Raw genomic sequence first — 26699 nt, forward strand, 5'->3', positions numbered from 1 at the left:
CGTTTACATTTGCTCAGGTGCCTCAATACCGAGTAATACCCATCCATCAGCTAAAACAATTCTTACAACATTAACGACAGCTAACTTCAACAATTGATCATCAGAAGTTTGATCCCGTGGTACCACTTAATTGATCCTTCCTTGGAATGACTTCATTGCTACTCTCTTTGTCGTCGATATTAAACGTATGGATTGAATGTGCATATAGTCTACGCCATAAAAAGATGCTGTCAAGTGATTTTATTTTAAGAAAATGTTTGAAACAACAAAAAGAAATTCAAAGCAATAATTAATACCGAGATACTCCAAGAGACGATCGTTGTTATACGGTGGTTAACAAGTGAGCCCATTAACTTTCGGTTACTTGTTAACATAACTAGTGGAATGAGCGCAAACGGAATACCAAATGATAAAATCACCTGACTGAGTACAAGGGCATGGCTGGCATTAACACCCATGATAATAATAACCATAGGTGGGATCATGGTAATAAGTCGTCTAACATAAATCGGAATCCGGCGTTTAATATATCCCTGCATAATCACGTCGCCAGACATCGTTCCCACTGATGAGCTAGATAAACCAGCAGCAAGTAAGCCAATCCCAAACAACATAGCTGACAACGAGCCAATCATCGATTGGAATTGATGAAATGCTATTTCCAAGTCTTCTACATTTAGTCCGTTTGTAAAGAATAAACTCGCTGCAATAATAAGCATACTGGCATTAATCGCTCCAGCAATAACCATGGCAATCCAAATATCAACGAGCTCAAATCGAAATATTTTTCGCCGTTCTTGATCGGTCTTTCCCGTCACCCGACGTTGTGTTAATGAGGAATGCAAATAGATCGCGTGAGGCATGACAGTCGCTCCAAGTATCCCTGCAGCCAACATGATGCTATCTACGCCTTCAAACTTTGGTGTGAACAATCCCGCCAACAAAGGCGTCATTTCAGGCTTGGCAAAAAACACTTGAATCCCAAATGCCAACACCACAACAAAAATAAATCCAGTAATTGTTGCTTCCAAAGGTCGAAATCCTCGACGCTGCATTTCTAAAATGGCAAATGAGCCAACCGCTGCGATAAGTGCAGACGGAAGCATTGGTAGACCAAAAATTAAATAAAGGCCTAATGCCGCACCGATAAATTCAGCCAAATCGGTAGCCATAATAACAATTTCTCCTTGAATCCATAGAAGAATGGACACCCATTTTGGAAAGCGATCACGAGAGGCCTCAGGAAGGTTTCGGCCTGTCGAAATTCCCAACTTTGCTGATAAAGATTGGATCAAAATCGCCATTAGATTAGAAACAGCTATGACCCATAAGAGTAAATATCCATACTTGGAACCAGCGGCAATATTTGTTGCAAAATTTCCGGGGTCGATATAAGCAACCGCTGCAATAAATGCAGGACCAAGAAATGGAGTAATTTGTTTTAAACCTTTTGTTTTGCCTTCTAGTGCTGCTTTCGCTAGGTCTGATGTTTTGCTTTTAGAATAAACTTGATTTTTATCGACAACTTCCGTTTTCATACTAAGTACACCCCCCAAATTATTTCGTTGCGGACAATATGTTTCCCTAAGGAAACTTTTGTTCTTTATAGAAATATGATATGTTTTAATTAAAAAAATGTCAAGGTTTTGATCCATCGCTTCATCTGAAAACTTGGGAGGAATTGACGTGTCGACTGCTACGCCGACTATGGAAGATTATATAGAATCCATTTATTTATTGGTCCAACAAAAAGGCTATGCGCGAGTTTCGGATATCTCTGACGTTCTTCGCATCCAGCGCCCTGCTGTATCAAAAATGATTCAAAGATTGGATCAAGAAAAATATTTAATTTACGAGAAATATCGTGGAATCGTATTGACGAAAAAAGGAGAAAAATTTGGTAAGAGACTTTTACATCGCCACAAATTACTTGAGCGATTTTTAGAAACGATTGGCGTTCATTCAGAAAACATATACAGTGATGTCGAAGGTATTGAACACCATTTAAGCTGGGATGCGATTGACCGTATTGATGATCTTATCCAATTTTTTGAAGAAAAAGAAGATCGTATTAAGGAACTAAGGGATATCCAAGGTAAAAAGAATGAACATGATCATGATGGGGAAATTTCTTTCTAACCTTCAGAGACTATTTTACAAAAAAGCAAAAAACTCCGATCTCTTATCCAGAAATCGGAGTTTTTATCAACTATACAGCTGATGATGCTGTTATCATTGGTTGAAATTAGTTAGTCGCCAATGATTTCGGTAATGTCATCGTCACGGTTGTCCCCTTGTTAACCTTACTATCAATGTTAAATTGTCCATGATGATTTTCAATAATTTTCTTGCTCGTCATCAAGCCAAGACCCGTTCCCTTCTCTTTAGTACTATAAAAGGGTTCCCCGAGTTTCTTGAGTCGGTCTGGCGTAATGCCTGTACCGGTATCGATAAACCGCAGCATAACATAATGGTGATAATCATCAATGTAAATATTGATATTTCCACCATTTTCCATGGCTTCGATCGCATTTTTTATAACATTAATAAACACCTGTTTTAATTGGTCCGCTTCACATTCAACTTTTATTTCTTCGCTTGAAAACTGAGTTTGTATGGTGACATTATGCATGATGGCTTGTGGATTCATTAAAGTCACCGTTTTATTCATAATCTTAATTAAGTCCGTCACCTCAGTACTGGTTACCTGAGGTTTCGCCAAAATGAGCAAATCGTTAACGATTTCTTCAATCCGATCCAATTCCTGAAGCATCACATCCGCGTAGTTATGTTGTTTTAATAATTGAGCAAACCCTTTGACGGCAGTCAGCGGATTTCGAATTTCATGAGCAATACCAGCCGCTAGCTCTCCTACGACCGACAGTTTTTCTGTTTGTTGCAGCATTTCTTCGGTTTTTTTTCGATCTGAAATATCACGCAGGACGACTTGAATGGTTTCCCGCCCCTTGTATGATGTAGGAATCATTTTGATTTCGGTCTGCCGCATTTCGTGATCACTTCGACTGATGGTAATGTCCCGTAACTCTTGAATCGACTGTTGCTTAATCGTTTCATTGATAGCTGTTTCCAATTTCTCATGATCCTGTTTTTTCACGAATTCAAACATCGACCGACCGATCATTTCTCCTATCCGGGTAATGCCGAATAATTTCTTCCCGCTCCCATTAATAAAAATCCAACATCCGTCAAAGGTGACAACGCCAATCGTATCATGGGAATGTTCTACAAGGTCGCGGTATTTCTTTTGGTTCTCTTTTAATTGCTCTTCTGTTAATTTTAAATCGGTCACATCACGCGTTAAACAAAAATATTGTTCATGATCTTGACTCTCCAAATATTCGTAATGGCAAAACGTTGTCTCCACCCATATGTAGTCACCTTCTTGACGTTTCATCCTATAAACAACCTTGTCCGTATCATGAGTTTTCACAGCAAAGGCTTGTTCAACCTTGAGTCGGTCGTTCGGATGAACAAAATCAAATAAGGAATGATTCAAAAGTTCCTGGGATGTAAATCCTAATAAACGTTTGCAAGATGGTGAGACGTATATAATCGAACTGTCTGCGATTGAAATCCGGGATATCATATCCGAAAAACAATTGGTAAAGGCGACAAAATTCTTGATATCGTTATTATCTTGTGAGTTAGATGGCCTAAACACAGTACTTCATCCTCCAATGGTTTCTAAAAAACGTTCTCTATATAATTTAACATAACTAGGTATTATAAAGGTGTATGTTAATATGGAATTAATCGTTTTGTAGTAATTATAGGAGGTCATGATTCAATGAACAACGATTTCTTGCAAGAATTGCTCACCACCCCTTCCCCTTCCTCACAGGAAATGGATATCCAGAGGAAATGGATCGATTACGTTCGGCCTTATGCAGATAAAATTGACACGGACACAGCCGGAAATGCGATTGGAATCGTCAATCCCGATGCTGATTTTAAAGTGTTACTGGCCGGTCACTGTGACGAAATTGGCCTAGTTATTAAGAAAATTGACGACCGTGGTTTTCTGCGCATGGATAAAATGGGCGGCATTAGTCCCAAACCCGCGATTGGCATGAAAGTTGACGTCCTTGGCTACGGTGGAACAATCACCGGGGTCATAGGCGCTAACGCTGAACATCACGGCGGAGCCAAAGATGATTTAAGTTTTGATGACCTATACATCGATTGCGGTGCAAAAAGTAAAGAAGAGTTGGAAGAATACGTCACGATCGGTGATTTAGCTGTTTACAAGCGTGATCCGGAATGGCTTATGAACAACCGATTAAGTGGCCGTGGGTTGGATAATCGCACTGGTGCTTTTATCGTTGCTGAAGTCTTAAGACGCCTTGGTGAACGACGGCCAAAGGTCGGAGTCTATTCTGTAAGCACAGTCAACGAAGAAACCAACATGGGTGGTGCTCATTTTGCCAGCGCGGGAATCAATCCTACGATGGCAATTGCCTGCGATGTCACCTTTGCTACGGATTACCCCGGTGTCAATACGGACAAGCATGGTGATCTTCGGCTGGATGATGGGCCCGTTTTAGCTAAAGGGGCGCCCATCAATATTAAAATAAACCAATTACTACAGACAACAGCGGCCAAGTTGAATATGAACGTTCAATATGAGCTCACTTCAAGAAATACAGGTACAGATGCTGATCGTATGCGGCTTGCCGCTAGCGGCATCCCTGTAAGTTTAGTGTCATTGCCGCTGCGGTACATGCACTCTCCTGTGGAAACCGTTAGTCTCAAGGACATTGAAGAAGACATTGAACTTTTAACAGAGATGATCCTCTCGCTCGATGGTACCGAATCATTAAAGCCTTTAGATTAAACAAGCGCCCCCAGCTCTATCACTGGGGGCGAAATTTTCGTAACTATTCAAGAAAGGCTTTCAATTTTGGATACAACCGTTCAGCATCGCGATAACCCATATCATGCAAATGTTGTAATTTTTCTTTGCTGCGTTCAATCCGACTGACCTCTAAAGGTTCGGAAGGTTGAATCACAAATGTATCTGGGCTTTGTGCTATCTCATCCAGTGTCTGATTATAATTATGATGCCGGTTCATAATCGCTTTTTTTAATCCCGGATAGGACTTGTAGGTCCATTTTAACAAACTGTTTAACCGGGGTTTGGTTTTTCGGTAACCTTCATTCTTTGTCAGGATAACCACATTTTTCTCTTGACCATCGTGAATCGACTTTTTAAGCGGAATTGGGTCACTGATGCCGCCGTCCAGTAAATCATAGTTGCCAAGCTGAACAATGGGTGCCATATACGGAATTGAACTTGATGCCTTCAAGGCTGTCAGAATCTCACCATTTGAATGAAAATGATCAAAATAGACAGAGTTCCCTGTGTGACAGTCTGTTGTACCAATAACAAACGTTTCTGTACGCTGAAAGAAGGTGTCATAATCAAACGGTTCATGCTGATTCGGGATCGCATCAAAAATAAGATCCATACCGAATAGTTGCTTCTTGAACAGCCAATTTTTAAATGAAATATAGTCGGGATGATCAGCATAATCAATATTAACAATCTTATTTCTTCCGGGTTGTCGTGATACATAGGACGCTGCCATGCAGGCACCTGCGGAGACGCCAATGACATAAGGAAAGTAAAGATTATTTTCCATAAAAAATTCGAGGACACCAGCGGAATAAATCCCGCGCATTCCCCCGCCTTCAAGTACCAATCCAGTTTGCTGCATATCGATTGCCTCCATGAACGGTTTTACGCTTGTACATTCTAAGCAAAATCTAGTATAATCAATAACCGTGTTATCAGCAGAGTTCGAGACCCTCCTCTGCTTTAGCAAAAAAACTACGGGAGTTGATGATATGTCAAAAAAATGGGCAACCTTATTAGATGATGGCAACCCCATTAAATTAATGAGCTTAGTTATGATGTTCATGGTGTTCATTATGACCGCTAACATTGCTGCGGTTAAGATGTTTCATATTGGTGCTTTCACCATGACCGCCGGAATTATCATGTATCCTGTCACATCCTTAATCCTCGATAGTATAACAGAAATTTGGGGCCGGCGTCTTGCACAAAGGGTTGTGTGGATTGGGCTTGCCGGTAACGTATTGATGTTAATCCTATTCCAATTCGCTATTCATTTGCCACCTGCAGAAACATGGGCGAAACAGGATGCTTTTGCTGGCATCTTAGGTAGTGTTCCACGAACGGTAGCGGCGTCATTATCCGCTTATATTCTTTCACAGACGTTCGATGTTCGTTTATTTGCGAATATAAAAAAGCAAACGAAGGGTAAAATGTTATGGCTCAGAAGTTGGGGGAGTACAGCTGTCAGCCAGCTGATTGATACGTCAGTGTTTATGTTCGTCGCGTTCTTAGGTGTGATGCCCGTCGGCACAATTCTAACAGCGATTTTCTCGGAATATACCATTAAATTTAGTTATGCCGTTATCGGCACGCCCATTGTCTATCTTGTCGTTAAATGGGCCAAACGATAAGGAGGTCATTCTATGACTCGTCAAAACAATTCGATCAGTGATATCACTCACCTTGGCAATCAAGGAACTGAATATACATTTGATTATAATCCAAACTTACTCGAGACGTTTGAGAATCAAAACCAGCATCGTGACTATTTTGTTAAGTTTAATTTCCCTGAATTCACAACTCTGTGTCCAATCACTCATCAACCGGATTTTGCGACGCTCTATATTAGTTATGTGCCGGAGATTAACATGGTTGAAAGTAAGTCACTGAAACTATATTTATTTAGCTTTCGCAATCACGGTGATTTTCATGAAGACTGCATTAATACGATTGCCGATGACTTGATTAAGCTTATGGATCCGAAATACTTGGAGGTTTGGGGAAAATTCACACCTCGAGGTGGTATTAGCATTGATCCCTATGTCAATTACGGAAAAAAAGGGACGAAGTGGGAAACCATTGCCGCTGATCGCCTCGCGCAACATGATATGTATCCAGAAAAAATTGATAATCGATAAAAAGAAAATGCTTGGGTGATCTTCCCAAGCGTTTTTAATATTCAAGCGTTTGACTTCTAAAGGTAGACACTATATTGAATGATTATCCCCTCGCTTTTCTTAGCTACTAAGACATTGATTGAGCTTGCCTACAAATCCTTCAAAATGACCGTCCTGTTCAAGTGTATTGTAATGAACTTGGTCCATATACTTCTTTGCCTTTTGTAAAGACAGCATACCTTGTCGCATATGCTGCGAATATTTAGAAGAAGCTTCATTGATTTCAGGTGTTTGGCTAAAAAGTGTTGTTTGTTCCAAACAATCGTGATCAAAATGGAACACACGATCTTTTGGATTCACGGGTTCAATGGAATGAGGAGGAACGCTGTCAACCACCGCTGCCTCTAATTCCGGTATCAGTAACACATCAATATCATCGGGATAAAGCGGACAATAAAGTTTACTGACGACATAGCCTTGTTCGGTGGCTGACTGAGCGATCCGTGCTAAAATATGGGATTTTGTTGGGTTGGATACACCTTTTAATATCAACTGTTTATGGATATATTTCAGTGCATTAAAATTTGCAAACACGGGACCTTTTGACGAATGGGAACCGTAATAGGCATTCGGTAACTCCCGGTGACCTTCATGGATGTGATTGGATGAAAACAGGTATTGATGGATGTCATCACACCATTGCTTAACACATGTCTTTCGAACACTCTGATTGTGAATCGAACGGACAATATTAAGGTGTTCCTTCCCAAACTGAAATTGGTCTTGAGCATGTTGTATGGCTTGATCCATCCCCTTGTTTGTTAAAGCAGCTCCTTTAAAGGAGTCTCTTAATTCAATATATTCATACGGCCCAAACACAAAATTAGATAAGTATGTTATAACATGCTTATTAACAAACATTAGATGATGGGGGTAAATGATAAAACCATCGATAAACGAATCATCAACCGTGTTCAAAAAGTAATCAATGGATTCTGGGGGATCATTCAATTGAGCAACCCATCGATCAATATCCGTTGATTTCATAATCAAGTCAGGTTGGAAGACATAGATCCTTGACATGCGGTTAACGACCGTCGTCGATATTAACAACTTATTTGGCTCAAGTAGACTTCTTACAAACATATGATTCCGTTCCATCTAAGACCCTCCCCGGGTAACTCTGGAGCAGATTTCTGTTTATAATATATGCCCAAAGGTCATCATACGTTTATATAAAAATGAATTGAACCGCGGGCTTCTCTCCGCGGCTAAATCAGGTCGATGACTTTATAATGTTTTATGTGTGCCATCACAAAAAGGTTGTTGGTCGGAACAACCGCAGCGGCACAAGGCCACCCGAGTTTCCTTGGATAAGAATTGGCCGTCGTTATCAACAACTTGAACATGTCCATGAACAAATAGTGGTCCATTGTCGACCGCACGGATCGTTGTTAATTCAGGAGATACCTCTCCAGGTCCTCCGTCATGACGCTCGTATTGCAACGCTCCTGTTGGGCACATCTCAACCGTTTGTATGACATCCTCAACGTCAGCTCGCTCTAAATTAATCCACGGCTTCTTCTCGGGGTTAAAAGCATTCGGCAAATGCTTGACACAATATCCCAAATGGTTACACCGATTAGGGTCAAAGGTCACCGTTACATCACTTGAATGATAGTTATGTTTTTCTGTAGTGATCACAACCACCTCTTTTCCCTTGTAAACTCCCCATTATTCCCATCAAACATGTAAACAGCCAAAAAAAAATCTCCATGCTTTATGGAGACTGATCAGACCATCGAACAACCGGAATGACAAGCATTGAAATCAATGCTAAAGGAAACCAGAAAAAAGTGATGCTTATGAGACTTACCCACTTGAATCCTTCGCTAGAAGCAGTATATGTTGCCGTTTTCAACAGCATAAGACTGTAGATAACACCAATACAGATATATATTAACAATAGTGAAAGAAATGACGCACTCATACGCTTCACTCCAGCTTTTAGTGCTTTTGCTTTAATCTATGCAGGATGATGGCTGGGGGTGAAACGCAGATGGGCAATCAAGGGAATTGATGCAGTTCTTAAACACAGTCAGTGAACACGTACGTTCCGTACAGTCATTCATAAAAAAAATTAAGTGTGGAGCTCATATGCTCCACACCATAAAAAATTATTAGATTCGATCGTAGGTTAAATAGTAATAATCATAAGGGTTCTTGTCGTTCTTCTCCCCTTTTTCTCTTGCGACCTGCCTCCACTGATCGTGATCGATCTCAGGGAAGTAGGTGTCCCCGGAAAACACCTCATCGATGAACGTCACATATAATCGATCGGCAGAAGCGAACATCACTTTAAAAATCTCTGCTCCGCCGATGACAAACACTTCGTCGTTTTGTTCGTCAATGGCTTTTATAGCTTCCAAGGAATGAACAACTTGACATCCCGCTGCCTCGTAGCTTTCATTTCTCGTTAAAATAACGTTCTCCCGCCCTGGTAAAGGTTTTCCAATCGACTCATGAGTTTTCCTTCCCATAATAATCGGGTGTCCCATGGTCACACGTTTAAAAAACGCTAAGTCAGCGGGCAGGCGCCACGGGAGTTGGTTGTCTTGACCGATGACACGATTCTGATCCATCGCGACGATAAATGAAATCATATTCAAACGCTTCCCCTTTCCTTTTCCCAACTAGACAGCAATCGGTGCTTTAATGCCTGGATGTGGATCGTAACCTTGAATGCTGATATCGTTAATCTCAACATCAAATATCGAATCAATATTTGAGTTCAAATGCAGTGATGGGAAATCATGGGGTTCGCGACTTAATTGCGTCTGAATCTGTTCGACATGATTCAAATAGATATGTGCATCACCTAACGTGTGAATGAATTCACCAACAGCCAGCCCGCATTCATGAGCGATGAGATGCGTTAATAATGCATAGCTGGCGATATTAAACGGAACGCCAAGGAAAATGTCACCGCTACGCTGATACAATTGACAGCTTAATTTTCCGTCGGCAACGTAGAATTGAAATAGGCTGTGGCATGGCGGAAGCGCCATGCCGGAAACGTCTCCTGGGTTGTAAGCGACAACTAAATGGCGGCGACTATCAGGTTTGTTTTTAATCGAATCAATCACATTTTTTAATTGATCGATGGTTTCGCCACGAGCGGTTTCCCACTCACGCCATTGTTTGCCGTAGACAGGTCCAAGTTCGCCGTATTCTTTCGCGAACGCGTCGTCATCCAAAATCCGTTGTTTAAACGTGTCCATCACTTGCTTGTATTGTTCTTTAAATGACTCATCTTCCTGACTGCGTCGGCCAAAGTCGGTCATATCAGGGCCTGTGTAATCAGCACTCTCAACCCATTGTTTAAATGCCCACTCATTCCAAATATTGTTATTATGTTGAAGCAAATAACGAATGTTCGTATCACCTTTAATAAACCACAGCAGTTCACTGGCGATCAAACGAAACGGCACTCGTTTTGTCGTTAACAGCGGGAATCCTTTGCTTAAGTCATACCGCATTTGGTAACCGAACACAGACAATGTCCCTGTCCCCGTCCGGTCCCTTTTTTCTGTGCCATTATTTAAGACATGCTGGCACATATCTAAGTAGGCATACTCCCCATGTTGCAATGTGTTCATCCTCCTCGTCAGTCAGTTAGTTGGAAAATAGTCCGATTCTAAATCATTAAGGTTATTAAGTGCTTTTTCGGACCATGTATCGTCCCGTCCACGTAATTTTTCTTTCTCTAGATCTAATGCCTCCCGAAGTGATGCACGATAATCGGGGACTTGTCCGTCAAATGGGACCAAAGATGCCAGCTGCACGACTGCCTTTTCATGATGGGCCAATGCTTTCCGTTGATGAAACAAGGGCACATTTACCTCATTGGGTTGGTGAAGGTCCCCTTGTGTCGGATGGCGTAATACAGCTAAAATCTCCACGATCCCCACTTTATCATTGCGTTCCTCAACAAACCGGGCTACGTATTCACCCGTTTTATATCTTGTCCGGACTGTGTTGCCCGGTACTATATCTGCCATATGAATGTCTTCCTCTCTCCATTATTTTAGTTTCGTTACAAAATCATTTGAAACCAGTATAGCAAATTCATTCAATGAATTTAAGATGATTCTGGAACATCTACGTGAGTCCATTACTAATATATAGGTGAAGAATATTCGGAGGTGTCATAAATGTCCATTATAGATGGCGAAGAATATATACGTCGAATCAATGCGTTAAATTCTAATATCTGGGTAGGTGGTGAGCAAGTCACAGGTCCTATATCTAAACACCCTGCCTTTAAAGGGCTTATGGAATCTCAGGCCAAATGGTTTGATCTCAGAAACCAACCTGATTTACAGGATCGGTTGACTTGGACGTCAGACACAACCGGGAATCAAATCGGAACCTCTTACATGCCGCCGAAAACGATAGACGATTTGAAAAAACGCCGGTTAGCGATTCAAACCCTGGCTCGTGAGTCATGCGGGTTGCTTGGACGGTCTCCCGATTACATGAATACGGCATTGATGACGTTTGGAACTTCCGCTGACATCTTACAGGATCAGAGCACCGCATGTATGAACAACATGCGGGACTATTATGAATATGCCCGCGAACATGATTTAACCATCACACACACATTCGTCGAACCCCAAGTGAACCGCTCGAGTTTTTATATGGAAGAATCCAAGAATATCGTGTCAGCCCGGATCATTGATGAAAATGACGAGGGTATCGTGATCCACGGAGCTAGGTTACTCGCCACTCAAGGAGCAACAACCGATGAAATCATGGTGTTTCCATCAGGAGCAAGACTTCCAAAGACCAATCTAATGAAACCAAAAGCCTATGCATTTGCGATTCCGAACGATACGCCTGGTTTGAAATTTATTTGCCGGGAGTCGTTCGATTACGGCAAATCTCATTTCGATCATCCGTTAGCGTCCCGATTTGAAGAAATGGATACCATCGTTATTTTTGATCATGTGACTGTACCATGGAACCGTGTCTTCATCCATGGTGACATTGATGTTAATAATAGACTTTATCATGACAGTTCTTATTTTCCTCACGTCACTCACCAAGTGGTCTGTAAAAATGTTGTGAAGCTGGAATTCATACTAGGTGTGGCCCAAGCCATGATTGATAGCATTCATGTCGGTGAATATCAACATATCCATGAAAAAGTTTCCGAAATCATTGTCGCCCTTGAAGCCATGAAGGGGTTTATTTATTCATCGGAAGCACAAGCTGAACTTAACTCATACGGTATTATGACGCCTAATATTAAACCGCTTAGAGCAGCTACAAAATATTTTCCGACTGTCTACCCGCGTATGAGAGATATTATTCAAAACATCGGGGCCAGCGGTTTGGTATCTATACCCGGAGAAGCCGATTTTAATCATGAGCAAATAAGCGATGACCTCAATCATTATTTGCAAACATCGGAAGACTCCGGTGAGGATAAAGTCCGTTTATTTCGACTTGCCTGGGATTTATCTATGAGTGCCTTTGGGTCGCGGCAATCCTTATACGAACGCTATTTCTTCGGAGACCCTGTCAAAACCGCAACCATCCTTTATCATAGCTATGAACGTGAGGATGTTATCGAATGGGTTCGGCAATTTTTATATAAGAATTAAACCTTGACGCACTGGGCTTGTCTGAACATGAAACCTCATTCTCCGGCATACCCTTTTACAAAACAGCTAAGGTGGGAGCAGCATGAGTGAACAACATCTCCATCCGTTAACAGACGTCCGGCACCGGAGTGGCAAAAAAGGCGTGTTAGCTGAATGGGATCGAGCTTTGGCATCTGATAATGATCAAGCGCTCAGCTATTTACGGGACAGTCGCCTTGATTTTCCGACTTTTTTCATGATTGATCTAACATTGGATACATCTATGCACCCTCATTTGTCGGATCAACAACAAGTGGCTCATGCCCATATATCCAATGTACTGAAAGGAACGGATGACGGGTATCCAACACACCAGCATTTGTGCGATCAACACCACAAAATTCTTGATACGTTTTACTGGATGGTGCAAACCGGCGGGCATGAATTTCAAGATCGTATGTATACGCAGGTTATTGATCAAGCGATCATTCAACTATTATTAACGTATAAAGAAAATGTGCTAAAGGATACGGTCGATATCATTTTTCGTCGTCACCGCTACCACATTCACCGTCATTATTTGCTATGGGGGTTAGCGGCAACGGAATTACCTGATTATTTGCCGATGGTCGCCGACTACTTATTGTCTTCAAATCACAAAGATATTCACTTAGCAAAACAACTTTTAGCATTAGTCCCAGGAATCGAGCAAGCACGGACGCCAGATGAGGCGTTTGATTGCTTTGATGATTGGTTTGAACGTTATCACGGATTCTTGGAAGCTACGGGAGACAATTATGATGTTTCCCCTGCTCCCATCCCATTTGCGATTAATTATTTTGCTCAATACATAGGCAAACCGCAATGGATCAAACGGAAACAACCATTCATTGAAATGTATTCATTGTCTCAAGATTTCGAGCAACTTGATGGCGAACAGCAAGCAAGACTCGCTCATTTTTCAAACCAGTTACGTCTGCATGATCGTAACCGCTGGAATCAATGGATTCGCGAGCCTCTTACGCAGCAATTATCTACTGCTGGACTTTAAAACCATTGAAGGAGGTAAAAAGAATGGCCTATGCACCAATGAGTTCATTTGAAAACGCTATGCGCGATAATATTGTGGAGGCCGCCTATTCGTTATATCAAAGCAAGGCCTCTTTCGCCACGTATTATTATTCCAAATGTAATGAAGACTACTGGAAATTAACGAATGAAGGCGGCTTTTCGCTTCGCGACAACGCGTCACCATCGGCTGCCATTCAAGATATCTTTGACAACGGACAACTGTATGCGTTTGAGTGCGCAACAGCTATGATGATGATTTTATTTAAAGCGGTCCAAGAACAGGTCAGTGAGCAGCACTACAACCAGATATACCAGCGCATCTACTTATGGGATTGGAACACGCATCCTCATTTACCTATTCATATCCAACATGGCGTTCGCGGCGGAAGAAATGGAGATATTCGTTATTTCAAAAACCCCGCTGTCAATCCAAAAACCCCGCAATGGCAAGGAGAAAATGTTATTCAACTGCCAAACGGACAGTTCTATGGACATGGTATTGGTATGGGGACAGCTGACGAATTTATTCAAGAATTAAACGACAATCGCAGGCCGGGCGCTCAGCAGTCCGCTTACTTAATGAACCGGGCGACGCGACCGCGCTATGATGTCCTTCAGTCCTTCATCAATGGCGTACCATCTTTTAGCTAAAGGCCCGGCGCGCCATCATGGCCATGACGGCATCATCATTAGGGGGATTATGGACTCCTGGCAGCACGTCACGATAATATTTTTCAAATGGCAGACTTTTAGATAAGCCACTGCCGCCAACGATGCGCATGACCGTATCGACAACTCGAACAGCCGTGTTCGTCACTTCATATTTGACAGCTCCAAGCTCCGGAGCCATCTCATAGTGTCGTTCCGGTCGTTCATCCCAATCACGAGCAACGCTGTACATGAGTGTCCGTGCCCTAAGCACATCCATCTCAATACGGGCGACTTTGTCTTGGATATGTGGAAGGTCCTGTATCGGATGATCCAAACTATTAGGCTGATATTCTTTGGCGAAGCGGATCGCGTCATTTTTCGCGGCAATGGCCACACCCATGTAACAAGCGGGTATATGTAATAACCATGCGGCTGGCAATCGATCTTTTTTCGTGTAGTCAATCGTTTCAACATAAGCTTCCGCTGGTACTTCAACATGGTCAAAATAAATATCGTCACTTCGTGTTGCTCGCATACCAATGGTATCCCATGTTTGTTTGACATCAACCCCGTTCTGGTCGCGTTGAACTAAGAATCCGCCAATCTCATCGGTTCCCTCAATGTTTGCGTTAACAATAAATGTATCCGCGAGGGGAGCCAATGTTGTGAATGTTTTATGACCATTGATCACCCAACCATTGTTGCGTTTTGAAGCGACGGTGGCAGGTAATCCTCCTCTGACAGGGTTGCCCGTTTTTGGTTCGGTCATCGCCCGATTAACGATGGTTCCATTCTGAACAACGTCCTCACATAAGCGACGATAAACGGATTCATCCCATTCATGTCTTTGATTCAAATCCATCATCACACCAAGGTGCCACCCCATTGCTAAGGCAGTTGACGCATCACCTTGTGCCAGCGTTTCTTGGGTCAGCATCAATTCATACAAACTAAGGTCTTCACCGCCATACGTTTTCGGAATCGTCAAAGTTTGATAATGGTGTTGTTTTAATTGGTCAAAATTCGCAAATGGAAAAGCGCCGGTCCTATCATAATAAGACGAGTCCGGCTGAATGGCCTGCGCGATCTCGGAAGCCCGGTCAACAATCTTTTGTTGCCGTTCGTTACGGATAAAGTTATTCATTTCTCGACCCACTTTCCATCTTTTTTATATAAGGCTGTTGAGTCCCAGTTACACTATCGATCATTACAAAAATGGATGGGAAAAATAAATTAAAAAAACAACAATTTTTTATAAAATAGGCAATGTAAAAAAAGAGAAGCGTTTTCGCCTCCCTCTCTTTTACGTCATTACCCTTGCGATTGCTCCAATTGCTTATCTTTTTCGTAGCGATTGCGTGGATGTTCACGGCATTCTTCGGAGCAAGACCGCTTATATTGTTCTTCGCAATCCTCACAACAGACATGCTGCCAGTTACATTCTGGATTGGCACAGTTGACTAACCGATCTTCTTCCTTACCGCAGTGAAAACATGTTGCTATGACACGATCTTCTTCAGTCCGGTTAACAGGAACAGACATGCGCTCATCGAAGACATAACATTTCCCATCCCAATAACGTCCCTGCACGTTCTCATCTTTGCCGTAAGATACAATACCTCCGTGCAGTTGGTTGACGTCTTCGAAACCCTCTTGCTTGAGAAAGCCTGTGAGTTTTTCACAGCGAATGCCACCGGTACAATAAGCCAAAATCTTTTTATCCTTATGTTCACTTAAATTTTCGCGAATCCAGTCAGGCAGATCACGAAACGCATCAACATCAGGTAAAACAGCATTTTTGAAATGGCCGATGTCATGTTCGTATTTGTTACGTGCATCAAGAACAATAACATCATCACGTTGCAAATGCTCATAGAATTCCTTCGGTGATAGATGGTTCCCTGTTTCTTGATTTGGATCAAGATCATCGTCCAATTTTAAAGACACGATTTCTTCACGGTGCCGGACGTGCATTTTCTTAAATGCGTGGCCGCTTGTTTCGTCAATTTTAAATTCCATATCCGTGAATCGCGGATCTCTGCGTAACGTTGCAATATATTCATCGGTTGTCTCAGCGGGGCCCGAAACGGTTCCATTGAGCCCTTCAGAAGAAACCAAGATACGACCCTTTAATCCTAATTCCTGACATAATTGCAAATGCTCTCTCGTGAATGTGTCTGGATCATCAATTTTGACATATTTATAATATAAAAGAACGCGATAGGATTGATTTGACATAAATAGACACCACCTTAGTTCTCTTGTATTAAAAAAACACATCATCTATCATATCAAATTTTGTACGAACATGCATGGGATTTTAATCTTTTTTAAGCACAAGCATTTCTTCGATCAGCGAATCCATTTGTCGTTCTAATACCATGGAAGCGTCATTTAAAGCGCGATTATAAATGAGCGGCCCGATCTCCTTTAGGATAAAAGCATAAAGATTTTCAGCACCAATCATCCCTAGTTCTTCACTTCTCTCGTCATAGAAATAACCTTTTAATGCTTCAATAATTCTTTCCTTTTCATAAGGTTTTAACTCCATTTAATAATCCCCCAAATCATTAAAGACACCAAGCTTTTGCTTGGTGTCTTTTGTGTTAATTATTCACCGCAATACTGCTGATAAGCCCCTTGAAGATTACGAACGATATTTTCCGGTTCTTCGTCTTCGATGTCCTCTCGTGGGATAAAGTGGACAACGTCGTTACCTTTCAAAATCGCCATTGAAGGTGATGATGGCTCGTAGCCTTTAAAGTAATCACGCATCTCGGCGGTCGCTTCCTTATCCTGTCCAGCGAATACGGTGACAAGATGGTCAGGCTGCGTCTCGGACTTTAACGAAGCAACAACGGCTGGACGGGCCAAGCCAGCAGCGCATCCGCAAATCGAATTAACGACTACTAAGCTCGTTCCTTCGGTATTTTCCATAAATGAATCGACATCTTCAGGTGTTCGTAATTCGTTAAATCCAGCCTCGGTTAGTTCATCACGCATGGGCTGGACAATTTGCCGCATATATTCTTCGTAAGCCATTGACATATTAGATGATCCCTCCGGATATTGTGTCTTTAGCTCAATTTACCATATTGAAACGATACCATACAAATATCTGAACTAAGTCAAGCTTCTTCACTTAAGCAAAATGAACATCCCTCTTTTCAATCTGCAGCCATTTTGTGTATTCTATAAATATCTTACTTTAGGGAGGAAATGATTTGATCGATGTTTTTGTTGATGGCGCCAGCGCCGGTGATCCCGGGCCATCAGGCGCTGGTATATTTATAAAACATTCTAATGGAACGGTGGAAACTTACTCTGTTTATTTAAGTGATTTCGATCACAACCATACAGCCGAATTCAAAGCAAGTATCAAAGCTTTAAACATTTGTTTAGAGAAAGGTTACAAGAGCGTCGCGCTTAAAACAGATTCTCAACTTGTTGACGACGCGTTTAACAGGCGCTTCGTTAAAAAACAGACCTATAAACCTCTACTTAATCAATTGTTGCAATTGGCGGCAGATTTTGATCTTGTATTTATGAAGTGGATTCCGGGAAAAGCCAATAATCAAGCCGATTACCTGGCAAAGCAGGCGATTCATCAGCGAAGTGACGGTGAGGACTGATGACATTAAGAAAGTCGCTTATGGCCGATTCAGGCTTATTACTAGTTGCTTTTTTCTGGGGAACAACGTTCGTGATCGTTCAGGGGGCGATTCAGACATTACCGCCGTTTATTTTTAATGCTTGGCGGTTTTTGTGTGCTAGCCTTTGTTTATGTCTGGCCATTCCATTTATCAGGGGTTATGGACAAAAGAATGTGACGAGACAGACCCTGTTCAAAGGTGGCATACTCGGCACGTTATTATTCGCAGGCTATTCAACCCAAACGATGGCACTTATATATTCATCAGCGTCTAAGGTCGCTTTTATTACTGGGCTCAGTGTGGTCTTAGTCCCGATATTTGCGTTCATTATTTTACGAGAGCAGCCCAAACTGGCAGCGTTATTGGGCGTCGGGGCTGCTACGGTCGGATTATATTTGATGTCAATATTCAAGGATCTATCCATTCATGCCGGAGATTTTCTTGCGTTCTTATGTGCATTCGGTTTTGCACTACACATTATCTATACAGCAACATTCACCAAAAACGAATCAAGCCTTCACTTAACCATCATTCAATTGTTGGTCGTGTCGTTACTTAGTTTTTTGGGTGGCCTTGTGACTGATGGGGTCACAGCTACATTTCTACCTGAATCATTGATCCAGCCAGAAGTGCTTTGGTCACTTTTATCAACAGCCATCCTTGCGACGTCATTAGCTTACTTCATGCAGACTTACTTGCAATTATTCACACCGGCAACCCATGTTGGGTTGATCTTTATCATGGAACCTGTATTTGCTGCCTTGACCGCTGTGATATGGCAAAACGAACAGATACCCCTTCATGTTAAATGGGGATCAGCGCTCATTATGATCGGCATGTTGCTCGCAGAATGGCCGCAAAAAAGTCATAGTGATAGCGCCTCTAAAAACGTCTAACCCCCCCTCACAAGTAAAGGGGGGGTGTATTTATCGACAAAGTTTGGCGTATTCCTCACTCAATTGAAAAAAACGATCTCGGTCATTTTCATCTAAACAACGATCAATCTCACGTTGCAGACGGGTTTTTCTGGCCGTTAATAAGGCCTCATCTAAAACCATCTGGGCATAGATTTCACGGAAAGTTGAACGTGACTTTTGCTGTCGGGACATAGCCATTTCTTTGGTTTGCTCATGAAAACTTTTGCCTGACATCGCTGATTCCTCCCCTTGCCCTTTTTTTCATTATACCTCAATTATCTGACTTTTGCAACCTTTCTGATACCTATTTTTATTTATACTTTTTCACTAAAATAAACAGCATATTTGAATTCAAACAACCGTTTGATTAAAATGACTTAAGTACATAATGCATAATCTTTTATACTCTTGTGTCATTCTTGGTACAATGGGAGATAACCATCTAAATGAAAATGAAGCGAGGCATTGATATGACTGATGATAGCAACACAAAAGCAGCGATGATTTTGTTTGGAGCAACAGGTGATTTGGCCAAACGAAAGCTTTATCCGGCTTTATATAATATCTATAGGAATAGTCAAGAATTTCATGATTTCGCAGTCATTGGTGCTGCCCGCCGTCCCTGGGATCATGAAACATATCGTGAGCATGTGTACGCAGCCATACAACCGTTTGTAGCGGAGGGTGATGACGTGGGCGATTTTTTGGATCGATTCCACTACTATTCCATTGATGTCAATGACATTCAATCATACTTAGGCTTAAAAGATATGGCTGAACAATTGGATCACCAATATCATTTAAATGGTAACCGTCTCTTTTATCTGGCTATGGCACCGTCTTTCTTTGGTACAGTGACGCATAATCTTAATGATTCGAGCCTATCAAAAACGAATGGCTGGAAACGGCTCGTCATTGAAAAACCGTTTGGCCATGATCTCACATCGGCTCAACAACTCAACCAAGAAATCCGTCATGTTTTTGCCGAAGAAGAGATTTATCGTATTGACCATTATCTGGGTAAAGAAATGATTCAAAACATTCAAGTCCTCAGGTTTGCTAACCCTATTTTTGAATACATGTGGAACAACCGGTATATTTCCAATGTGCAAATAACTACGAGTGAACATGTCGGTGTTGGTGAACGGGCCGGATATTATGATAAGACCGGAGCTTTGATGGATATGGTCCAAAATCACGTGTTGCAAATGGTGGCTTTAACGGCTATGGAACCGCCGAGTCGATTGGATACTGAAGATATTCGCGATGAAAAAGTCAAGGCATTACGTTCCATTCGCCCTGTTAATGCTGACAATGTTCATGACCATATTGTCCGGGCCCAATATACAAGCGGAACAATCGATGACCAAGTTGTGCCAGGCTATCGTGATGAAGATGGTGTTTCACATACATCAACAACGGATACCTATATTGCTGGGAAACTTTACATTGATAACTTTCGCTGGTCAGGTGTACCATTCTATATAAGAACTGGTAAACGTCTTGCTGAGAAATCAACCGAGATTGTTGTTGAATTTAAAGATTCCCCAATGACCCATGATTTCAAGGGATCGGACATTAGACCCAATCTTTTGGTCATTCATGTTCAGCCTGACGAAGGTATTTCTTTAAAATTAAATGCTAAGAAATTCAGTACTTCCAATGAAACAATGCCGGTCACCATGGATTTTTCCAGCCATGGTTTGGATGAATACCGGGCCTCTGATGCTTATGAACGGTTACTATATGATTGCATTCGCGGTGATTCGACGAATTTCACACGATGGGACGAAGTGGCGTTATCTTGGGAATACGTTGATTCCGTGATCAAGGCATGGAACGAGGTTAACCTCCCCGTGAAAGAATATGAAGCTGGATCGATGGGACCCAGCGAGGCCGACCAACTCTTGGCGAAAAGTGGTCATAAATGGTGGCCGCTCAATCAAATGAATTAAATGGAGGTTTTTAAATGGTTAAAGTTCATGATGTCTCACTTCCGATTTATGAAGGGATGCCTGTCTACAAAGACAAATCTGAAAAACAACCGCAATTCGAAACAACGACTTCAGGACATGTCACGGAATCCCGCTTTACAATGGATGCTCATACCGGGACACACGTCGATGCACCTTTGCACATGATCGAAGATGGACAAACGATTGAATCCGTCAGTATTCATGATTTAGTCACCCCCATCAAATTGTTCGATTTGACGGATGTCCAGGATGGTATCACCGAGAGTGATCTGCAGAATCTTGATATTGAAGCCGGCGATTTCATCCTTTTTAAAACGAAAAATTCTTTTGATACCAGCTTTAATTTTGAATTTATCTTTTTAAAGGAATCGGGTGCTAAATATTTGGCCGAGAAAGCCATAAAAGGTGTCGGCATCGATTCACTAGGTATTGAACGGAGTCAAGCTGACCACGCTACACACCGGGCTTTATTTACGCAAGATATTATTATTATTGAAGGTCTCAAGTTAGATCAGGTTCACGAAGGCCGTTACCAAATGGTCGCAGCCCCTCTGAAAATGCAATCGATTGATGCTGCGCCAGCTCGTATTATCCTAATGGAAGATTAATGAGAACACCCCCGGCGTTCGATTTTTGCCGGGGGTGATTATCGTTATGTTGTTTTTAATTGATTTTGTTTTTGATCCGAAGTGTTGCCTGGGCGAATGGCAAAATAAGTAAATATTACAGCAAGAATCGTAAGCCCTGCTGCTGTTAAAAACATGATTTTGACAGAAGCATCCATAAGCATCGCAAATAACGGCGGGCCTGCAGCGACTCCAATGAATCGCATACTGCTGTACAAACTCGTAATAGTCCCTCGATTTTCTTTTTCTATACCTTCCGTAATAAACGCATCCAAGGATGGCAGAACAAATCCAATCCCAATGCCACCGATAAATAAGTAGCTTAAGAACCATAGTAAAGTGGGTTTGAAGCTCAATAAAACCATGGTCACGGCCAAAAGCAACATCCCGATAAACACGAGCCATTTCATCAGAACTTTATTTTGACCGATCTTCTTACCTGTCACAAGTGATGATACAGATAAAGCAAATAATGGGATGGCAATATATAAACCTTTTTTAATGCCTTTGGTATTGTAGTCGCTTTCCAAAAGTTCGGATAAATAGAACAGCGTTCCAAATAAAATGAACATAATAATACCACCCGTAAAGAAAACCGCTGCTAACCATTTACCTTTTTCCTTAAAAATATCTTTCACATTTTTAACAAATTTAGGAAACGGATCGGGTTTGTTCTGTTTTTTAGGTGATTTAACGAAAAAACCGACCAATAAAATTGAAATCAGGCATAAGACTGGAATTGATAAAAACGGCAGATACCATATGAATCCCGCTAAAAATGCTCCAATAATCGGGCTTAACACTTTACCAAATGTATTTGAAGTTTCAATCACACCCAATCCCCGGCTGACTTCTTGCTCATCTTTAAATAAATCGCCAACCGTTGGAATCACAACGGGGAATGCTCCCGATGCCCCAACGCCTTGTAATAAACGTCCAGCTAAAATAAGCAGATACGCGCCATCCATAAGCCATGAAGCCAAACCTGCAATAGCTCCTCCTATGGCGGCTATGATCAAACTCGGCAGGATAATTTTTTTCCTCCCCCATCGATCAGATAAATAACCTGCAATTGGTATAAAGATGATCGCTACAACAGAATAAACCGTAATAATGAGACTCGATTGAAAGGCACTGATCTTCAATTCCTGTTCAATGGTTGGCAAAACCGGAATTAACATTGAGTTCCCCAACGTCATCATGAGCGGAATTGAAGCCAGTGACAATAAGTCTAATGTTTTTTTATTTTCCATAAGCAGCTGCCTCCACGGTCTATATATGGTTGCTAATATTTTTCGATGCATGGATGGCATTTATTCGTATTCAAATTGGTAATAAATAACTAGAAGGACATTGGCATGAATAACTGTTGATTTGGAAAGATTAGTGAGATGAGAAGGAGGTTATATCAAGTGGAAATACCTGAATCAGAACAATTACAATCAAAATCAAAGTTGTCACCGCTTCAAGAAACCCAACAACTATTACAATCAGCGCTTGAATCGGTGACGAATGCCCAAGCAATGCACAATCGCCAAGCACTCATCCAAACCGAGCAATCGATTCAAAAGGCTCAGCAAACGCTGATTACAAGCTTACAATTCACAAATAACCAAGAAGAACAACAGGCTGTTGAATTTGCCCAGCAAGAACTTCAGCAGGCGCAACAAAAATTAATGAATTCCGAACATAATCCTCAGAATCAGTAAAACGACCACCTGAATACAGATGGTCGTTTTTTGAACTAAAAAAGGATAAAAACTTGTTTCAAACAAGGATGTTTACAAGCCCAAATATCACTAAGGGATTGCAACATTAAGACTTAATGAAGCCAAGTTTTCTTTAAACTTCTTTAGTATCAAAGTCCTCAACTATTGCTTGTTGTAGAGACTGAGTGATCGGGCCAGGTTGGCCGGAACCTATCGTTGTGCCATCTAAGGAGATGACGGGCATGACCTCCATGGTTGTACTGGTTATAAACATTTCATCAGCCGTTGTCAGTTGTTCTGGGGTCGGTGCACTTTCGATCACTTCAATGCCTTTATCCTTAAGCCATTCCAACACCTTTACCCGGGTAATGCCGTTTAAAATCAAGTTTGTTGCCGGATGGGTGATCACTTGATTGTCTTTTACTACAAAAACATTTGAGGAACTCCCCTCAGTCACTTGACCGTCACGGATGAACACCGCTTCCTGACATTGCTTGGTTTTCGCTTCTTGCTTAGCCATAACATTCCCCAATAAATTCAAGCTTTTGATATCACAACGCAACCAGCGGATATCCTCAAGTGTAACAACATCGATGCCTGATGCTAATAATTGATGAGGCCGATCCATCGGTTTCGTATACGCTGTTAATATACTTTGGGCATGATCGGGAAATTGATGCACACGAGGAGCCGCCCCTCGTGTGATTTGCAAATAAACAATCCCGGTGGATAACTCATTTTTGGTAACCAATGCTTTTATGTTATTTGTAATCTCCTCAAGTGAGTAAGGTAAGCTCATCTGAATTTCACGACAACTACGATCAAGCCGTTCCATATGTTCCTCCATAGCATATAAACGACCTTCATACACACGAATCACTTCATACACACCATCACCAAATTGATAGCCACGGTCTTCAATATCGACGTGTTCTGCTTCTCTATTTTTAAATGTTTTATTGAGCAAGATCATATTACCATCCCCTTTTTACGCTTAAAAGAAAGTATAAGTTCAACTAAGGCTTGGCGATAATCCAAGCTTTCTTTAAAATCCGAATACTGACATGCCACCATCGACAAATAATGTCTGTCCGGTTATGTAATTGGCACCATCACCAGCTAAAAACACGACCGGACCTACCAAATCCTCTAATTCTCCAACTCGGTTCATGGGCGTTTGCGCGAGAATATCTTCCAAATACGTTTGATCAGCAAGAAGATGTTCTGTTAATGGGGTCCGGAAATACCAAGGACCGACGGCATTTATATTTATACCATACGGCGACCATTCAAGTGCCAGTGTTTTTGTCATCTGAATCAACGCCGCTTTGGTTGCTCCATAGACAACCCCTGTCCGTAAAGCAACGGTCCCGCCAACTGATGTAATATTAATAATTTTTCCATAGTTTTGCTGTTTCATGACTTTTGCCGCTTCTTGTGACATCATGAAAGCGCCGTGAAGATTCGTATTCATGATTTTATGCCATTCTTCATCGGTCACGTCAAGTGCCGGAGTACGGATGTTCATGCCAGCGTTATTGATAAGAATATCTAAGCGACCCAACGTCTTAGTCACATGAGCAACCGCTTTTTCAACATCGGAACGTTTCGTTAAGTCACCTTGGAGGGGCAGCGCTTGTGACCCTGATCTTTCTATCAACTTAACGGTTTCATCCAAGTCGGTTTGCGTGCGTGACATCACCGCTACTTTCGCTCCCGCCTCGGCCAATCCGACAGCTAAGGCCTTACCAATGCCTCGTCCCCCACCCGTAACAAGGGCGACACGATCTTGCAATTGAAAAGATGGTAGCATTCTATCACTCCCTCTAGTTGCTTCTCTTCCCTGTTAAAATGATAGGATCTTACTTAACGGAGCAGAGAAGTGATCCTAAGGATTTAAAATAGCTTTCATTAAACGGTCAGCGATGAGCTGATAGCCTTTTTTATTAGGATGAAAATGATCGCTAGACAATAGATCTTTAGAACTTCCCTTAAATAGATCCTCAGTTTTGATAAACACGGTATTTTGATATAGGTCTAGGATCAACTGACAGGTATGGTTCCACTCTTCCAATATGGATTGAAATGCCGCATTTGCTTCACCAAAATAGTCCTCAAATGGATTGTATAATCCTATGAAATAAATAGGTGCTTGATGATTCAGCGCCCGTATTTTGACAAGAATTTGGTTAAATGACTGTCTAAAATCCTGACGCTTGGTTTCAAAGTCTTCAACTTGCAGATCAAGAAACTCCTTTTTAAGAACATTGACTAGATTATTACCGCCGATTGATAAAAAGATCATATCGGCCTGTTGTAATGCTTCTCTGACATTATCTTTTGGTAAAACGTCCAATAAGTCTTCTGTCGTGTCACCATGAATCGCATAGTTATTGAATGATAAATCCTGAATCGATGACAGGTCCTTTAGACGCTCCGTACTAATCCCTGCATATCCACCACCTTCTTCATAACCGACACCTTTCGTCAGCGAGTCACCGATTCCTACAACATTAAGATCCATCTCTTTATTATGTAAATTCGATTGAAACTGATCCAATCTTTGTGTGGACTCAAACAAGTGATTCTCTCTGGCAATAACTAGAAAAATCATTGCGGATATAAGGATCATAATCACCAATAACGATCCAATGGTTCGCTGTTTCCGTTTGTCTAAAGAAGACACCCCCCTTTTCTTACTTGCCTTAACGGATGTGAAAACGCGTAAGATGGTGGATTAAGTTTTCGGCGGTCAATATCCGCATTTGGGTGTCCCCAAGTAAATCGAAATGAGGATAATCAGCGTGATGATCAATCCACTCCGGTTTTAACCCGTATTGCTCGCCCCAATCAAGCAATTTCCCTAAATCATTACACCCTACTTTTGTTACCGTATGGTGGTCAGGGAATCTTGGGTCATACCAATAATGCGTAATGAAAGCCAACTCACCACGGCTAACCTTGTTTTTCCAGGACATTAATTCCTGACGATTGATTCCAAAAGCCATAACGGTTACTCCGATGTGGCCATAGCTTGACGATAGGCTGTATCTAAATCGGGGTAATGCTTTTTCATGATCAAAGGCTTAAAGCTTTCCTTTTTGACACAAATATGTTGCGTCTCTCCTTCAACGCAAATATCATTATTAGGATTAAAGACGCGATAACCATAGGTCACCTTAAGACCATCATAAGCTTCAATCCAAGTATGTATGGTGGCTTGTTCGCCATAGATGGCAGGCTTTTTGTAGCGGATGCTGACATCAATGACCGGGGATAGTATCCCGTCTTTTTCCATTCCCGCATAGTTAAACCCCAACTTTTCGATTAAATCGGTTCTTCCTAATTCAAACCATACTAAATAATTCGCATGATACACAACGCCCATCTGATCGGTTTCAGCGTATCTAACTGTAACTGATGTTTCAGATACAAACATATTGATCATC

General features: G+C 41.6%; 33 protein-coding genes. 12 read left to right on the forward strand and 21 right to left on the reverse strand.

The genetic code is table 11. The features are described from left to right. Nucleotides 1-3: 3 nt before the first annotated feature. Together B9Y89_RS18830 and B9Y89_RS13760 are read right to left on the reverse strand one after the other, a co-directional pair. Nucleotides 4-126 (reverse strand): DALR anticodon-binding domain-containing protein, encoded by a 123-nt coding sequence (locus B9Y89_RS18830; protein ID WP_139822810.1) that lies wholly within the window; start codon nt 124-126, stop codon nt 4-6. Between the two features lie 119 nt (nt 127-245). Then, nucleotides 246-1538, reverse strand: coding sequence for an Nramp family divalent metal transporter (locus B9Y89_RS13760; protein ID WP_085523773.1), 1293 nt, complete (start codon nt 1536-1538; stop codon nt 246-248). A gap of 169 nt (nt 1539-1707) precedes the next feature. Here B9Y89_RS13760 and mntR point away from each other — a divergent pair, with 169 nt between their 5' ends. Beyond that, complete coding sequence (gene mntR, locus B9Y89_RS13765; protein ID WP_085524747.1) at nt 1708-2139, forward strand: transcriptional regulator MntR; 432 nt, start codon at nt 1708-1710, stop codon at nt 2137-2139. A 106-nt stretch (nt 2140-2245) separates the two neighbouring features. On the opposite strand, the gene B9Y89_RS13770 is transcribed toward mntR, so the two are convergent. Next, a complete protein-coding gene (locus B9Y89_RS13770) occupies nt 2246-3682 on the reverse strand; it encodes a PAS domain-containing sensor histidine kinase (protein WP_085523774.1) in 1437 nt (478 codons plus the stop codon). Between the two features lie 126 nt (nt 3683-3808). Between B9Y89_RS13770 and B9Y89_RS13775 the strand changes: the two genes are divergently transcribed. Then, a complete protein-coding gene (locus B9Y89_RS13775) occupies nt 3809-4855 on the forward strand; it encodes a M20/M25/M40 family metallo-hydrolase (RefSeq protein WP_085523775.1) in 1047 nt (348 codons plus the stop codon). Nucleotides 4856-4898: 43 nt separating this feature from the next. On the opposite strand, the gene B9Y89_RS13780 is transcribed toward B9Y89_RS13775, so the two are convergent. Beyond that, entirely contained in the window at nt 4899-5738 is an 840-nt protein-coding gene (locus B9Y89_RS13780; protein ID WP_085523776.1) for a patatin-like phospholipase family protein, read from the reverse strand. Nucleotides 5739-5868: 130 nt separating this feature from the next. Here B9Y89_RS13780 and B9Y89_RS13785 point away from each other — a divergent pair, with 130 nt between their 5' ends. Next, nucleotides 5869-6510 carry a queuosine precursor transporter gene (locus tag B9Y89_RS13785; protein ID WP_085523777.1) on the forward strand — a complete coding sequence of 214 codons (642 nt, stop codon included), beginning with the start codon at nt 5869-5871 and terminating at the stop codon, nt 6508-6510. Between the two features lie 12 nt (nt 6511-6522). Further along, nucleotides 6523-7017 carry a preQ(1) synthase gene (gene queF / locus B9Y89_RS13790; protein WP_085523778.1) on the forward strand — a complete coding sequence of 165 codons (495 nt, stop codon included), beginning with the start codon at nt 6523-6525 and terminating at the stop codon, nt 7015-7017. A 99-nt stretch (nt 7018-7116) separates the two neighbouring features. On the opposite strand, the gene B9Y89_RS13795 is transcribed toward queF, so the two are convergent. The 6 genes from B9Y89_RS13795 to kapB all read right to left on the reverse strand — a co-directional run bounded on the left by B9Y89_RS13795 (nt 7117) and on the right by kapB (nt 11057). After that, nucleotides 7117-8157: a hypothetical protein gene (locus B9Y89_RS13795; protein WP_085523779.1), complete on the reverse strand. Its 1041-nt coding sequence runs from the start codon at nt 8155-8157 to the stop codon at nt 7117-7119. A 129-nt stretch (nt 8158-8286) separates the two neighbouring features. Further along, nucleotides 8287-8700 (reverse strand): (4Fe-4S)-binding protein, encoded by a 414-nt coding sequence (locus B9Y89_RS13800; RefSeq protein WP_176222232.1) that lies wholly within the window; start codon nt 8698-8700, stop codon nt 8287-8289. 76 nt (nt 8701-8776) lie between these two features. Beyond that, a complete protein-coding gene (locus tag B9Y89_RS18835) occupies nt 8777-8986 on the reverse strand; it encodes a hypothetical protein (protein ID WP_139822811.1) in 210 nt (69 codons plus the stop codon). 190 nt (nt 8987-9176) lie between these two features. Then, complete coding sequence (locus B9Y89_RS13805) at nt 9177-9659, reverse strand: dihydrofolate reductase (protein WP_085523781.1); 483 nt, start codon at nt 9657-9659, stop codon at nt 9177-9179. A gap of 30 nt (nt 9660-9689) precedes the next feature. Continuing rightward, complete coding sequence (locus B9Y89_RS13810) at nt 9690-10646, reverse strand: thymidylate synthase (protein ID WP_085523782.1); 957 nt, start codon at nt 10644-10646, stop codon at nt 9690-9692. Between the two features lie 21 nt (nt 10647-10667). After that, the gene (kapB, locus tag B9Y89_RS13815) at nt 10668-11057 is read right to left on the reverse strand and encodes a kinase-associated lipoprotein KapB (protein WP_085523783.1); all 390 of its coding nucleotides are present in this window, start codon (nt 11055-11057) and stop codon (nt 10668-10670) included. A 153-nt stretch (nt 11058-11210) separates the two neighbouring features. On the opposite strand from kapB, the gene hpaB reads away from it, so the two are divergent. From hpaB to B9Y89_RS13830, 3 genes are all read left to right on the forward strand, one after another. After that, complete coding sequence (hpaB, locus tag B9Y89_RS13820; RefSeq protein ID WP_085523784.1) at nt 11211-12668, forward strand: 4-hydroxyphenylacetate 3-monooxygenase, oxygenase component; 1458 nt, start codon at nt 11211-11213, stop codon at nt 12666-12668. A gap of 82 nt (nt 12669-12750) precedes the next feature. Then, nucleotides 12751-13698 carry a hypothetical protein gene (locus B9Y89_RS13825; protein ID WP_085523785.1) on the forward strand — a complete coding sequence of 316 codons (948 nt, stop codon included), beginning with the start codon at nt 12751-12753 and terminating at the stop codon, nt 13696-13698. A gap of 23 nt (nt 13699-13721) precedes the next feature. After that, complete coding sequence (locus tag B9Y89_RS13830) at nt 13722-14369, forward strand: hypothetical protein (RefSeq protein ID WP_085523786.1); 648 nt, start codon at nt 13722-13724, stop codon at nt 14367-14369. Here the strand turns inward: B9Y89_RS13830 and B9Y89_RS13835 are convergent. The 4 genes from B9Y89_RS13835 to B9Y89_RS13850 all read right to left on the reverse strand — a co-directional run bounded on the left by B9Y89_RS13835 (nt 14362) and on the right by B9Y89_RS13850 (nt 17417). Next, nucleotides 14362-15513 (reverse strand): acyl-CoA dehydrogenase family protein, encoded by a 1152-nt coding sequence (locus tag B9Y89_RS13835; RefSeq protein ID WP_085523787.1) that lies wholly within the window; start codon nt 15511-15513, stop codon nt 14362-14364. The genes B9Y89_RS13830 and B9Y89_RS13835 overlap by 8 nt on opposite strands. A 167-nt stretch (nt 15514-15680) precedes the next feature. Then, the gene (gene trhO / locus B9Y89_RS13840) at nt 15681-16607 is read right to left on the reverse strand and encodes an oxygen-dependent tRNA uridine(34) hydroxylase TrhO (RefSeq protein ID WP_441351490.1); all 927 of its coding nucleotides are present in this window, start codon (nt 16605-16607) and stop codon (nt 15681-15683) included. Nucleotides 16608-16689: 82 nt separating this feature from the next. Then, on the reverse strand, nt 16690-16920 hold the full coding sequence (locus B9Y89_RS13845) for a DUF2164 domain-containing protein (RefSeq protein WP_085523788.1): 231 nt from the start codon (nt 16918-16920) through the stop codon (nt 16690-16692). Between the two features lie 59 nt (nt 16921-16979). Then, nucleotides 16980-17417 carry a BrxA/BrxB family bacilliredoxin gene (locus tag B9Y89_RS13850; RefSeq protein WP_085523789.1) on the reverse strand — a complete coding sequence of 146 codons (438 nt, stop codon included), beginning with the start codon at nt 17415-17417 and terminating at the stop codon, nt 16980-16982. A 176-nt stretch (nt 17418-17593) separates the two neighbouring features. Here B9Y89_RS13850 and B9Y89_RS13855 point away from each other — a divergent pair, with 176 nt between their 5' ends. Beyond that, nucleotides 17594-18001 (forward strand): ribonuclease HI family protein, encoded by a 408-nt coding sequence (locus B9Y89_RS13855; protein ID WP_085523790.1) that lies wholly within the window; start codon nt 17594-17596, stop codon nt 17999-18001. Next, nucleotides 18001-18918 (forward strand): DMT family transporter, encoded by a 918-nt coding sequence (locus tag B9Y89_RS13860; protein WP_085523791.1) that lies wholly within the window; start codon nt 18001-18003, stop codon nt 18916-18918. The genes B9Y89_RS13855 and B9Y89_RS13860 overlap by 1 nt, the downstream gene beginning before the upstream one ends. A 30-nt stretch (nt 18919-18948) precedes the next feature. Here the strand turns inward: B9Y89_RS13860 and B9Y89_RS13865 are convergent, their stop codons facing one another. Beyond that, nucleotides 18949-19173 (reverse strand): IDEAL domain-containing protein, encoded by a 225-nt coding sequence (locus tag B9Y89_RS13865; RefSeq protein WP_085523792.1) that lies wholly within the window; start codon nt 19171-19173, stop codon nt 18949-18951. Nucleotides 19174-19385: 212 nt separating this feature from the next. Here B9Y89_RS13865 and zwf point away from each other — a divergent pair, with 212 nt between their 5' ends. Both zwf and B9Y89_RS13875 read left to right on the forward strand, forming a co-directional pair. Beyond that, nucleotides 19386-20894 (forward strand): glucose-6-phosphate dehydrogenase, encoded by a 1509-nt coding sequence (zwf, locus tag B9Y89_RS13870; protein WP_254901259.1) that lies wholly within the window; start codon nt 19386-19388, stop codon nt 20892-20894. A 14-nt stretch (nt 20895-20908) separates the two neighbouring features. After that, nucleotides 20909-21523, forward strand: a complete 615-nt coding sequence (locus tag B9Y89_RS13875) for a cyclase family protein (protein WP_085523793.1) — start codon at nt 20909-20911, stop codon at nt 21521-21523. A 44-nt stretch (nt 21524-21567) separates the two neighbouring features. Here the strand turns inward: B9Y89_RS13875 and B9Y89_RS13880 are convergent, their stop codons facing one another. Then, the gene (locus B9Y89_RS13880; RefSeq protein WP_085523794.1) at nt 21568-22794 is read right to left on the reverse strand and encodes an MFS transporter; all 1227 of its coding nucleotides are present in this window, start codon (nt 22792-22794) and stop codon (nt 21568-21570) included. A gap of 159 nt (nt 22795-22953) precedes the next feature. Between B9Y89_RS13880 and B9Y89_RS13885 the strand changes: the two genes are divergently transcribed. Further along, complete coding sequence (locus B9Y89_RS13885) at nt 22954-23250, forward strand: hypothetical protein (protein WP_085523795.1); 297 nt, start codon at nt 22954-22956, stop codon at nt 23248-23250. Between the two features lie 133 nt (nt 23251-23383). On the opposite strand, the gene dat is transcribed toward B9Y89_RS13885, so the two are convergent. From dat to B9Y89_RS13910, 5 genes are all read right to left on the reverse strand, one after another. Further along, on the reverse strand, nt 23384-24223 hold the full coding sequence (gene dat / locus B9Y89_RS13890; RefSeq protein ID WP_085523796.1) for a D-amino-acid transaminase: 840 nt from the start codon (nt 24221-24223) through the stop codon (nt 23384-23386). Nucleotides 24224-24295: 72 nt separating this feature from the next. Beyond that, the gene (locus B9Y89_RS13895) at nt 24296-25063 is read right to left on the reverse strand and encodes an SDR family NAD(P)-dependent oxidoreductase (protein WP_085523797.1); all 768 of its coding nucleotides are present in this window, start codon (nt 25061-25063) and stop codon (nt 24296-24298) included. Nucleotides 25064-25138: 75 nt separating this feature from the next. Next, nucleotides 25139-25936 (reverse strand): GDSL-type esterase/lipase family protein, encoded by a 798-nt coding sequence (locus tag B9Y89_RS13900; protein WP_085523798.1) that lies wholly within the window; start codon nt 25934-25936, stop codon nt 25139-25141. A 19-nt stretch (nt 25937-25955) separates the two neighbouring features. Beyond that, nucleotides 25956-26258 (reverse strand): hypothetical protein, encoded by a 303-nt coding sequence (locus B9Y89_RS13905; protein ID WP_085523799.1) that lies wholly within the window; start codon nt 26256-26258, stop codon nt 25956-25958. Nucleotides 26259-26263: 5 nt separating this feature from the next. Beyond that, nucleotides 26264-26689 carry an acyl-CoA thioesterase gene (locus tag B9Y89_RS13910; RefSeq protein ID WP_085523800.1) on the reverse strand — a complete coding sequence of 142 codons (426 nt, stop codon included), beginning with the start codon at nt 26687-26689 and terminating at the stop codon, nt 26264-26266. Between the last annotated feature and the right edge of the window lie 10 nt (nt 26690-26699).

Source organism: Tuberibacillus sp. Marseille-P3662, from assembly GCF_900178005.1.
Taxonomy (GTDB): Bacteria; Bacillota; Bacilli; order Bacillales; family Sporolactobacillaceae; genus Marseille-P3662.